General features: G+C 71.2%; 9 protein-coding genes. 6 read left to right on the top strand and 3 right to left on the bottom strand.

The genetic code is table 11. The features are described from left to right. Positions 1-68 precede the first annotated feature (68 nt). A complete protein-coding gene (locus tag ACH4EB_RS13305) occupies positions 69-1,265 on the top strand; it encodes an acyl-CoA dehydrogenase family protein (RefSeq protein WP_398347533.1) in 1,197 nt (398 codons plus the stop codon). Positions 1,266-1,334: 69 nt separating this feature from the next. Here ACH4EB_RS13305 and ACH4EB_RS13300 read toward each other — a convergent pair whose 3' ends face one another. Then, positions 1,335-1,790: a cell division protein SepF gene (locus ACH4EB_RS13300; protein WP_398347531.1), complete on the bottom strand. Its 456-nt coding sequence runs from the start codon at positions 1,788-1,790 to the stop codon at positions 1,335-1,337. A gap of 546 nt (positions 1,791-2,336) precedes the next feature. On the opposite strand from ACH4EB_RS13300, the gene ACH4EB_RS13295 reads away from it, so the two are divergent. From ACH4EB_RS13295 to ACH4EB_RS13280, 4 genes are all read left to right on the top strand, one after another. Further along, the gene (locus ACH4EB_RS13295; RefSeq protein ID WP_398347530.1) at positions 2,337-3,137 is read left to right on the top strand and encodes a DUF1684 domain-containing protein; all 801 of its coding nucleotides are present in this window, start codon (positions 2,337-2,339) and stop codon (positions 3,135-3,137) included. Positions 3,138-3,391: 254 nt separating this feature from the next. Then, a complete protein-coding gene (locus ACH4EB_RS13290) occupies positions 3,392-4,318 on the top strand; it encodes a S1 family peptidase (protein ID WP_398347528.1) in 927 nt (308 codons plus the stop codon). A 219-nt stretch (positions 4,319-4,537) separates the two neighbouring features. Continuing rightward, positions 4,538-5,542 carry a slipin family protein gene (locus ACH4EB_RS13285; RefSeq protein ID WP_398347527.1) on the top strand — a complete coding sequence of 335 codons (1,005 nt, stop codon included), beginning with the start codon at positions 4,538-4,540 and terminating at the stop codon, positions 5,540-5,542. Positions 5,543-5,989: 447 nt separating this feature from the next. Then, positions 5,990-7,054 carry a S1 family peptidase gene (locus tag ACH4EB_RS13280; RefSeq protein WP_398347526.1) on the top strand — a complete coding sequence of 355 codons (1,065 nt, stop codon included), beginning with the start codon at positions 5,990-5,992 and terminating at the stop codon, positions 7,052-7,054. Positions 7,055-7,867: 813 nt separating this feature from the next. Here the strand turns inward: ACH4EB_RS13280 and ACH4EB_RS13275 are convergent. Next, the gene (locus ACH4EB_RS13275; RefSeq protein WP_398347525.1) at positions 7,868-8,293 is read right to left on the bottom strand and encodes a subtilase-type protease inhibitor; all 426 of its coding nucleotides are present in this window, start codon (positions 8,291-8,293) and stop codon (positions 7,868-7,870) included. A 494-nt stretch (positions 8,294-8,787) separates the two neighbouring features. Here ACH4EB_RS13275 and htpG point away from each other — a divergent pair, with 494 nt between their 5' ends. After that, on the top strand, positions 8,788-10,716 hold the full coding sequence (gene htpG / locus ACH4EB_RS13270) for a molecular chaperone HtpG (RefSeq protein ID WP_398347524.1): 1,929 nt from the start codon (positions 8,788-8,790) through the stop codon (positions 10,714-10,716). Between the two features lie 131 nt (positions 10,717-10,847). On the opposite strand, the gene ACH4EB_RS13265 is transcribed toward htpG, so the two are convergent. Beyond that, positions 10,848-11,522, bottom strand: a complete 675-nt coding sequence (locus ACH4EB_RS13265; protein WP_398347523.1) for a TetR family transcriptional regulator — start codon at positions 11,520-11,522, stop codon at positions 10,848-10,850. Positions 11,523-11,619 lie beyond the last annotated feature (97 nt).

The raw sequence follows: 11,619 nt of genomic DNA, 5'->3' as shown, positions 1-11,619 counted from the left end.
CGTAACGTCGGACCCGGATAACTAACACCGCTAGTTTTTGTGCGCGCGCAGCTACCGGAGGCCCCGCCATGTCCGCACCCCCGTCCCCGCAGCTCCCGCCCTTCGACGCGGCCGACCCGCTGGGCCTCGACGACCTGCTCTCCGACGAGGACCGGGCGGTACGCGCCACCGTCCGCCGGTGGGCCGGCGACCGGATCCTGCCGCACATCGCCGACTGGTACGAGCGCGGCGAGCTGCCCGGCATCCGGGATCTGGCCCGCGAACTGGGCTCCCTCGGCGCCCTCGGCATGGCGCTGACCGGCTACGGCTGCGCGGGCGCCTCACACGTCCAGTACGGCCTGGCCTGCCTGGAGCTGGAGGCGGCCGACTCCGGCATCCGCTCCCTGGTCTCCGTCCAGGGTTCGCTCGCCATGTACGCGATCCGGCGCTTCGGCTCCGAGGAGCAGAAGCAGCGCTGGCTGCCGGACATGGCGTCCGGCGAGATCATCGGCTGCTTCGGCCTGACCGAGCCGGACCACGGCTCCGACCCGGGCGACATGCGCACCCACGCCAGGCGGGACGGCGGCGACTGGGTGCTGACCGGCCGCAAGATGTGGATCACCAACGGATCGGTGGCCGGCGTCGCCGTGGTCTGGGCGCAGACCGACGAGGGCATCCGCGGCTTCCTCGTGCCGGCCGGCACCCCCGGCTTCTCCGCGCCCGAGATCCGGCACAAGTGGTCGCTGCGGGCCTCGGTCACCAGCGAACTGGTCCTGGACGAGGTGCGGCTGCCCGCCGACGCGATGCTCCCCGGGGCCAAGGGGCTGGGCGGCCCGCTGCGCTGCCTGGGCCACGCCCGGTACGGCATCGTCTGGGGCGCGATGGGCGCGGCGCGGGCCAGTTTCGAGGCGGCGCTGGACTACTCCCGTACCCGTGAACAGTTCGGCAGGCCCATCGGTGGCTTCCAGATCACCCAGGCGAAGCTGGCCGACATGGCCGTGGAACTGCACAAGGGCGTGCTGCTCGCCCATCATCTGGGGCGGCGCTTCGACGCGGGACGGCTGCGGCCGGAACAGATCAGTTTCGGCAAGCTCAACAACGTTCGGGAAGCGATCGAGATCTGCCGTACATCGCGCACGATTCTCGGTGCGAACGGGATCTCGCTGGAGTATCCGGTCATGCGGCACGCGACGAACCTGGAATCGGTGCTCACCTACGAGGGCACCGTCGAGATGCACCAGCTCGTGCTGGGCAAGGCGCTCACCGGCCTCGACGCGTTCCGGTGAGCGGTACCGGCCGGGGCCGGGGGCGTCGGCCGCCCCGGCCCCGGCCGGAACGACGCGTCGGCCCGTACGTCAGCTCTGGTTGAAGAAGCCGCCCTCGACGCGGCGCCGGCCGGGCTCACCGTTGAGGATCCGGTAGTCGGCCGGGGTGAGCAGGAAGACGCGCGTGGCGACCCGCTCGATGGAGCCGCGCAGCCCGAAGGTCAGCCCGGCCGCGAAGTCCACCACCCGCTTGGCGTCGGAGGACTCCATCGCGGTCAGGTTGACGATGACGGGGATGCCGTCCCGGAAGAGTTCCCCGATGCCGCGGGCGTCCCCGAAGCCCTCCGGGGTGACGGTGGCGATGCGGGTGCCCTGGTCCTGGGCGTTCTCATCGGCGACCTGGACGCGCGGGTCGGTCACCCAGGGGTTGTTGTTCCCGGTGCTGCCGGGCTCGGACCCCTCGGCGTAGTCGTCGTCGTAGTAGCGCTCGTCATCGTTGTCGTCGACGAGGCCCAGCCAGGCGCTTGCCTTGCGTACCGATCCCATTGACGCCTCCTCTCACCCGCGGTCTGTGTGTCCGCACCTCTATCGTCGTCCATGATGCGGATGCTCTGCCAAGTGGATAGCCGCCGCACGGGGGGTTCGTGACACATCTGGTGCAAAGAGGGTGGCATGGCGTCAGAACTGGGGAGAGTCGCGGGAACTGACCGTGTGAAGGCTGTCACATCGAGTGTCGGAACGTCCAGTGGCCGACCGGTACCCGATCGTCCTTGCATCCAAACCGGACGGAATGTGAACCGCCCGTGTGCGGGCAGCGTCCCGTTCCGCCCCGTACGGGGGGTCAGGTGAACCCGGCCGGCCGCAGGGGCGAGGCGCGGCGTTGACCGGGACGGCCGCCGGCCCGGCAGTACGCGTACCGCGCTTTGTCGACAATCTGCACCGCCGGGGCCGTGCGGCGGTGCGCGTTCGCTGACCGGGCGGGGCCGCTGCTCCAAGGGCACGGCGTCCTGCGGACGGAATACGCGGGCACGAGGTCGCGCTCTCATCGGGGGCCGCCGGATCCGGTACGTACCGTAGGGAAGGACTGACCGCATGAGCACCACCAGCACCAGCAGCCAGGCCGAGCAGCAGTGGCAGGCCTGGCACGAACAGCGCGCCGCCGAGATCGCCCTGCCGTACGGCCCGCTCGCGCTGACCGCCACACACTGGCTCGCCGGCTTCCCCGACGGCCACCTCGACGGCGTACCGGGCCACTGGAGCGCGGACGGCGACGCGGTGCTCCTGCGCGCGGCCGCCGCCGACGGGCTGACCGTCGACGGGGCCCCACTGGACGGCACCGTACGGCTCGGCGCGGACGGCGCCCCCGCGACGGCCCGGGTGGCGCACGACGGCCGGCGACTGCCGGTGCTGCGCCGCGAGGGGGAGTGGGCCGTACGGGTCTTCGACCCCGCCTCCGAGGCCCGGCGCACCTTCGGCGGGATCGACGTCTTCCCCTACGACGGGCGCTGGGTGCGGCCCGGGCTGTTCCGGCCCTACGGCGCGGCGCGCACGGTACGGGTCCCCAACGCCGACGGGCGGGAGCGTGGCCTCGGCCTCGCCGGTGAACTGGCCTTCACCCTCGACGGCGACGAGCACACCCTCCAGGTCGCCGTCGAGGCCGACGGCACGCTGTGGGCCGTCCTCGCCGACGCCACCAGCGGCACGGACAGTTACCGCTTCCGCTTCCTGCGGACGCCGGCCCCGGCGGACGACGGCACCGTGCCGGTGGACCTCAACCGCACCCTGCTGCCGCCCTGCGCCTTCGCCGACCACTTCGTCTGCCCCTTCCCGCCGCCCGGCAACACGCTGCCCATCGCGCTGCGCGCGGGCGAGCGGAACCGCATCACGCGCTGAGCCGCCCCAGCCTGACCGAGGGGGTCGACAGCCGCCCCGGCAGCGCCCGTTGGTGCTGCCGGGGCGGCTGTGTGTACGGGTGCCGACCGCGCGTCCGAAAGGCACCCTTGCGCGGGCGGGCCGGGCCCCCGAAACTCCCGAGCAGCGCTGTCCGGGGTACGCGTCGAAGGGACGTGCGGAGTCCCGCGTACCCACCGGGCGGCGTCACACGGACCTGCCCACAGGCGGGTCCACCGATCCCCTCGGAGGTAGCAGTGAGGTACGAGCGCACTACCCCCCGCAGCGGCATCGCGAGACGCAGCCGGCTGATCGCCGTCGCGTCCGGTCTGGCCGCGATCGGCGCCATGGCCCTGCCGACCGCCCACGCGGGCGAACCCGCCCCGCCCACCACGCCCGCCCCGCCCACCACGTTCAGCGCGTCCCAGCTCGCCGCCGTGAGCGACGCCGTACGCGCCGCGGACGTCGCGGGCACCGCCTGGGTCGTCGACCACAGGACCGGCAAGGTCGTCGTCCAGGCCGACAGCCGGGTGACCCCGGCCCAGCTCGACAGGATCAAGCAGGCCGCGGGCACCAACGCCGGTGCGCTGAAGGTGGAACGCATACCCGGCGTGCTGCGCAAGCTGATCTCCGGCGGCGACGCCATCTACGCGACGAGCTGGCGCTGCTCCCTCGGCTTCAACGTCAAGAAGGGCAGTACGTACTACCTGCTCACGGCGGGCCACTGCACCGAGGGCAATCCGCCCTGGTACACCAACTCCTCGCACAGCACGAGCATCGGCCCGACCGCCGGCTCCAGCTTCCCCGTCAACGACTACGGCCTGGTCCGGTACAGCAACACCAGTGTCCCGCACGAGGGCACGGTCGGCGGCCAGGACATCTCCCGGGCCGGCAACGCGACCGTCGGCCAGACGGTCACCCGCCGCGGCTCGACCACCGGCACCCACAGCGGCAAGGTCACCGGTCTGAACGCCACCGTCAACTACGGCAACGGCGACGTCGTCTACGGCATGATCAAGACCACCGTGTGCGCCGAGCCCGGCGACAGCGGCGGCCCCCTGTACGCCGGCAGCACCGCGCTCGGCCTGACCTCCGGCGGCAGCGGCAACTGCTCCTCCGGCGGCACCACGTACTTCCAGCCGGTCACCGAAGCGATCAGCGCGTACGGGGTCAGCATCTACTGACACCCGAGGCCGTCCGGTCCCGGCGTACCGCGCCCGGACGGCCCCGCTCGCCCCACCACGCAGCCGGCAGCACCCGGGCCCTCGTCCGCACCCGCGGGCGGGGGCCCGTCCGCGGCCTCCGGGCGAGGCCGACGCGCACCCTCGACCACTGCCGGGACCGGTCATACCGTGGTGCGGACGCACGGACTCGGACAAAGGCGCATACGGCAGGGGGCCGTGATGGTCGAGGAACTGGTGACGGCCGGGGTCGCGCTGGTCTCGGTGGGCGCGGTGTACGTGGCGGCGGCGGCGCGGGTGGTCAAGCAGTACGAACGCGGGGTCGTGCTGCGGCTGGGCAAACTGACGTCGGCCGCGCGACAGCCGGGCTTCACCATGATCGTCCCGTTGGTCGACCGGATGCGGAAGGTCAACATGCAGATCGTCACGATGCCGGTGCCCGCGCAGGAGGGCATCACGCACGACAACGTGACGGTCCGGGTGGACGCGGTGGTCTACTTCAAGGTGGTGGACGCCGCCGACGCGGTGGTCAAGGTCGAGGACTACCGTTTCGCGGTGTCCCAGGTCGCCCAGACCTCGCTGCGCTCCATCATCGGCAAGAGCGACCTCGACGACCTGCTCTCCAACCGGGAGAAGCTCAACCAGGGACTGGAAGTGATGATCGACAGTCCGGCGCTGGGCTGGGGCGTGCAGATCGACCGGGTGGAGATCAAGGACGTGTCGCTGCCGGAGACCATGAAGCGGTCGATGGCGCGCCAGGCGGAGGCCACCCGCGACCGGCGGGCCCGGGTCATCAACGCCGACGCCGAACTCCAGGCGTCCAAGAAGCTGGCCGAGGCGGCCCAGGCGATGTCCGACCAGCCCGCCGCGTTGCAACTGCGGCTCCTGCAGACGGTGGTGGCGGTCGCCGCCGAGAAGAACTCGACGCTCGTGCTGCCGTTCCCGGTGGAGCTGCTGCGCTTCCTGGAACGCTCCGGCCTCCAGGCGCAGGCGCAGACGGAGGCGTACGAGCGGCGGGGGCCCGCCGCCGCGCCGGAAGCCCGGCCGGAGACCGCGCCCGGAGCCGGGACGGCGGGTACCGCGCCCGGAGCCGGGGCGGCGCGGGAAGCGGCACCGGAGTCCGGGCCGGCGTCCGCACCGGAGCCCCGCCCGCTGACCGGAACCGCGCCGGGTGCCGAAGCGGCTGCCGTGCTGGAGGAGTTGCCGGAGGCTGAGCAGCTTCCCTGACACGGGAGCGGTGATTCCCGGAGGCGGAAAGACTGTCCTGGTGTGCGAAAGACGTCCCTCGCCGGGCTGAATCTTCCGCGGGGCGGACCGGCTCCGGTGGGTGAAGTCCGGCCTGGAGCATCGGTTTTCGGACAGGTATAGACCGTACCTGAGGCCCGTTCCCGGCCACTCCAAAGTGTTCGTTTGGTGTCCGCACAGGGAAACGACGTGCGCGGATATCGGAACGCGAGGCGAACGGCCGGTCGGCCGCGCCCCGTTCGCCAGACCGGATCTCGGTCTTGTGCGCGAGCAGCGTTAATCGGAATACTCGAAATCGCGCATTGGCATGGACGCGACTTCCTGCGGCAGGCTGCGCAGGTATTTCCCGTTCCGTGTCTGTTCCTCAACACCCTTCGGGCCCGCGGCCCCCCACACACCGCGGCCCATCCCCCCACGGAAGGCTGTGAGTTGAAGCACCGACGGAATTCTCAGCGGCGCGCAGTGCTGGCCGGCGCGGGCGCGCTGGCCCTCGCGACCACCGCGACGCTCACCCTGGCCAACGCCAACGCGGCGGACGGCCCGGCCGCGAAGCAGTTGACGCCCGCCGCGGCCACCGCACTCGCGTCCCAGCTCAACGGCCACGCGGCCGGTTCGTACTACGACGCGGCGGCCAAGAAGCTGGTCGTCAACGTCGTCGACCGGAAGGCGGCCGCCGCCGTACGGGCCAAGGGTGCCGAGGCCAGAATGGTCCGGCACAGCCTCGCCCAGCTCGACGCGGCCCGGCTGACGCTCAAGCGGCAGGCCACCATCCCCGGCACGGCCTGGGCGATGGACCCGCGCAGCAACAAGATCGTCGTCACCGCCGACCGTACGGTCTCGGGCGCGAAGCTCGACAAACTGAGCAAGGTCGTCAAGGGCCTCGGCAGCAAGGCCACGCTGCGGCACAGCAAGGGCGAGTTCACCCCGTTCATCGCCGGCGGTGACGCGATCTGGGGGAGCAGTTCGCGCTGCTCGCTCGGCTTCAACGTCGTCAAGGGCGGCCAGCCCTACTTCCTGACCGCCGGGCACTGCGGCAACGCCGTGAAGTCGTGGTCGGACAAGCAGGGCGGCCAGGAGATCGCCGCCACCGAGGACTCCAAGTTCCCGGGCAGTGACTACGCGATCGCCAAGTACACCGCGGACACCGCGCACCCGAGCGAGGTGAACACCTACAGCGGCAGCCCGCAGAAGATCACCAAGGCCGCCGAGGCGACCGTCGGCCAGAAGGTCACGCGCAGCGGCAGCACCACTCAGGTGCACGACGGCACGGTCAAGGCGCTCAACGCGAGCGTCAACTACCAGGAGGGCACGGTCGAAGGGCTGATCCAGACCGATGTCTGCGCCGAGCCCGGTGACAGCGGTGGCGCGCTCTACGACGGTGAGTCGGCCCTCGGCCTGACCTCGGGCGGCAGCGGCAACTGCTCCTCGGGCGGCGAGACCTACTTCCAGCCGGTCCCGGCTGCCCTGAAGGCGGTCGGCGCGGAGATCGGCTGATCCAGGCCGGCGCCCACACCGACGCCCTGAGCACGGTCATTCCGTAGTGGAACGGCCCCCGGACGCAATTGCCGCCGGGGGCCGTTTGCCGTTTTCCGCGTGGAGACGGCACGCAAAAGAATTAGGAAAGGAGCCTGTGTAAATACCGCCGGGCCGGTGGATGCCGGGCGGGCGGAGTGCGGTGGGCTGGTGGTGGCTCCCCTCCGGGTGAGGGTCCGGGCCCCCAGGGAATCGTTTTCACGAAGGGCCACGCGCCGTTGAAAGGTTGACGAGAATGTCATGTGACCAGCCCAATCGAAGGAGGTGTGAGACACCTCTCAGGCGTGCCGCTTTTCGGGAAAGTGGCCGCCAAATGTCCGGTATGGGGCCGTTTCACCGGGGTGGGTCGCGACGACTTCAGGAAGTCGGGAGCCCCTTCCCGAATTCCCCTCCCGGCTTTTCCCGTTCACCCGCCGGAACGGATTTGCCAAGCCCGGTGCGGCTGGCTCTAATGATGCATCAGCCCCGTGGCCGAAAAGAATCCGGCGAGTGCCGGGGAGCGCGCGCCGTGCCGTTCCGGCGGAGCGGCGCGAGGGCCCACGCGCTGCCGTCCCGTGGAGGGGGCGGGGCGGCAGCGCGGGCCGTGGGGGTGCGGGGGCGGCGGGCGTCCGCCGGGCGCGGGCCGGATGGCCGCCCGCGGCGCGCCGGCGGTCCGTCGGGGCCCCGTACCGGAACGGCAGCGGCCCCCGGGCATCCCTGCGGATGCCCGGGGGCCGGCCGGTGGTGCGGCCGCGAGGTGCCGACGGCCGCGCCGTTCAGCGGGTCACCGCCCGGTCAGAACTCGAAGACCAGGCCCTTGCCGCCCTCCATGGTGCAGGGGTTGGCGAAGGTGTGCTCGTAGGCGACGCGGCGGCCCTGCCAGACACCGTTGGCGGTGACTGTGACGGGGTTCCACTCCTTGGTGCACATACGGTCCGACGCGGACTTGGTGATCGCGTCGAAGTTCCCGTTCGCGGTGCGGAGCTGGGTGCATGCGGCACGCGCCATCGGGTGCGTACCGGTTCCGGACGAGCTACAGCTCAGCGACACCGCGCGCTGGATGGAGGCCGTAGCGGCGTTGTCCCCGTACCCCACGGTGAGGACCAACTCCGAGGGTGCGTACAGGCTCTTCGGCGTCGCGGGCTGCGCCTGGGCCGTGGTGGCCAGGCCGCCGAGCACGAGCGCCGCGCCGAGCGCGATCCCCCCAGTGATGTACCGCATTTTCGAACTCTCCTTCGGTTGTCGTCTCGAATGCCGGACACGAGGAGTCTGACCGAGGCGCATCAGGAAAGCACATCGATCGGTGACTTCCAGTCGTTGGTTGAAAACGCTGTGTGGTGGCGCGAAGTGATGCGACGGGCGTTTCGGTACGTGATGTGTGCTATGCCGCGCGGTCAGCGGGAACAACCGGGGCGCGGGGTTCCGGCCGGGCCGTGGGTGCGGCGAAAAGCGGCCAACTCCCGTTGTGTGCGGGGGTTCAGGAGACTCGTGGGGGTTCGCCGCTAATGGCCGAAGTGCGGCTGCCGACGGTGCGCGGAGAGGGGGGCGCGGCGGGGCGGGAGGGGGCGGCGGTCGTCGTCCGCGCCGCCGCCCGTACGGTCGTCCGTGCGGTCGGTCCGTACGGTCGTGCGCGGAAGCGCGCATACGGCCTGACCGGCTCATCTACAGTTCTGGGGAAGCCCGTCACCTGGTGACACGAGAAGGAATTGACACATATGCCGACCGAGACGTTCGAGTTCCAGGTAGAAGCACGCCAGCTCCTGCAGATGATGATCCACTCGATCTACTCGAACAAGGACGTTTTTCTGCGCGAGCTGATCTCCAACGCCTCCGACGCGCTGGACAAGCTGCGCCTCGAAGCACTGCGCGACGAGTCGCTCGACGCCGATGTCTCCGACCTCCACATCGCGATCGAGACCGATGGCGAGGCCCGGACGCTGACCGTCCGCGACAACGGCATCGGCATGTCGCACGACGAGGTGGTCCAGCTCATCGGGACGATCGCCAACTCCGGCACCGCCACGTTCCTCAAGGAGCTGAAGCAGGCCAAGGACGCGGCCACCGCGGAGGGGCTCATCGGCCAGTTCGGCGTCGGCTTCTACGCCGCGTTCATGGTGGCCGACGAGGTCACGCTGGTCACCCGTCGCGCGGGGCAGAGCGAGGGCACCCGCTGGTCGTCGACCGGCGAGGGCACGTACACCGTCGAGCCGGTCGAGGACGCGCCGCAGGGCACCGCGGTCACCCTGCGGCTCAAGCCGGTGGACCAGGAGGACCAGCTCTTCGACTACACCTCCCGCTGGAAGATCAGGGAGATCGTCAAGCGGTACTCCGACTTCATCACCTGGCCGGTCCGGATGGCCCCCGAGGCCCCGGCCGAGCAGCAGGAGGAGGACGCCGAGGGCGAGGGCGCCAAGGCCGCCGAGCCCGAGACGCTCAACTCGATGAAGGCGCTGTGGGCGCGCTCCCGGGACGAGGTGAGCGACGAGGAGTACCACGAGCTGTACAAGCACATCAGCCACGACTGGTCCGACCCGCTGGAAACCCTCCGGATGCAGGCGGAAGGCACGTTCGAGTACCAGGCGCTGCTGTTCCTGCCCTCCCGCGCGCCCCAGGACCTGTTCGCGCGCGAGCACCGGCGCGGTGTGCAGCTCTACGTCAAGCGCGTCTTCATCATGGACCACTGCGAAGCGCTGCTGCCGGAGTACCTGCGCTTCGTCAAGGGTGTCGTGGACGCCCAGGACCTCTCGCTCAACGTCTCCCGCGAGATCCTCCAGCAGGACCGCCAGATCCAGCTCATGCACCGCAGGCTGGTGAAGAAGGTGCTGTCCACCGTCAAGGAGATGATGACGCAGCGCCCGGAGAACTACGCCACCTTCTGGGGCGAGTTCGGCCGGGTCGTCAAGGAGGGCCTGCTCAGCGACCACGAGAACCGCGACGCCATCCTGCGTATCGCCTCGTTCGCCACCACCCACGACGCGGAGCAGCCGGCCACCCTCCAGCAGTACGTCGAGCGCATGAAGGAGGGTCAGGAGCACATCTACTTCATGACCGGCGAGTCCCGTACCGCCATCGAGAACTCGCCGCACATGGAGGCCTTCCGGGACAAGGGCTATGAGGTGCTGCTGCTGACCGACCCGGTCGACGAGGTGTGGGTCGAGACCGTCCCCGAGTTCGAGGGCAAGGAACTGCGGTCGATCGCCAAGGGCGAGGCGGACCTCGCGAAGGAGGAGTCCGAGGAGGACAAGGCCGAGCGGGTCAAGCGGCAGGAGGACTTCGCGGGGCTGCTGTCCTGGATGACGGAGCGGCTCGGCGAGGAGGTCAAGGAGGTACGACTGTCCTCCCGGCTGACCGTCTCCCCGGCCTGTGTCGTCTCGGACACCGACGACGTGACCCCGGCGCTGCGGAACATGTACCGCGCCATGGGCCAGGAACTGCCCGAGGCCAAGCGCATCCTGGAGCTCAACCCCGGTCACCCGCTGGTCGAGGGGCTGCGCAAGGCGCACGCGGAGCGTCCCGACGACGCGGACCTCGCCGGTACGGCCGAGCTGCTGCACGGCATGGCGTTGCTCGCCGAGGGCGGCGAGCTGAGCGACCCGGCGCGCTTCACCAAGCTGGTGGCGGAGCGCCTGGAGCGCGCGCTGTAAGTGCCCTGACGGGGGCGGGTGACAGGCCCGCCCCGTACGACTGCCGCCGGGTCCGTCATGGGCCCGGCGGTGTCATGTCCGGCGCCGGCGGGCGGGCGGCGGCGCGTCCGGGACCGGTCGGGCGGGCGGTGTCATGTCCGGCGCCGGTCCAGCCCGGGCAGGCCGGCCGTCAGCGCGCGCATCCCCCGCACCACCAACTCGGCCGGATCGTCCGCGCGCGCTTCGGACGCGTCGTCCGCCGCCCAGGTCTCCACCGCGACCCGCATCGCCGTGTTCGCGGCCGCCGCCGCGAGCCGCACCTCCGCCGGGCCGCCGTCCGTCATCCCGGCGAGGACGGGGATCAGCCCCTCCTCGGAGTCATGGTGCACCCGGTGCCAGACCGCGCGCAGCGCCGGGTCGTCCCGCATCACCCGCAGCAGCCCGCGCGTCCAGCGCAGCGCCTCGGCGGCCCGCTCGTCGGACGGCGTCAGCGCCTGCCGCGCCGCCTGCTCCAGTACGTCGCGGACGGGCCGGTCGTCCGCCTCCGCGGCCAGCCGGCGCAGGTCCGCGAGCCACTGCCGTACGCCGACGGCGAGCAGCGGCGCGACCGCGTCCTCCTTGGTGCGGAAGTAGCGGTAGAAGGTGCGCGGGGCGACGCCGGCGGCGCGGGCGATGTCGTCGGCGGTGACGGCGCGGCCGCGCTCGGCGAACAGGGCCGCCGCGGCGCGGGCGATCTCCAGTTGGGTCTCGGCCTTGCGCCGCTCGGTGAGGGAGGGAGCGGCGGGCGGCGCGGGTGCCGGTGCGGTGGGGCGCGGTGCGGTGGGCATGGGGCGAGCTTACGTCTCCGTACGACGTAGCGGCACATCACGCTGGAGTGGCACATCGTGCCACCCAGGCGTACGGTGCCCGGTGTCGTCCGCGGCG

Origin of the sequence: Streptomyces sp. NPDC018045, assembly GCF_044327445.1 — a bacterium.
Classification (GTDB): domain Bacteria; phylum Actinomycetota; class Actinomycetes; order Streptomycetales; family Streptomycetaceae; genus Streptomyces.
The sequence above is the reverse complement of the archived record's forward strand: the minus strand, read 5'-3'. Positions and strand labels throughout refer to the sequence as shown.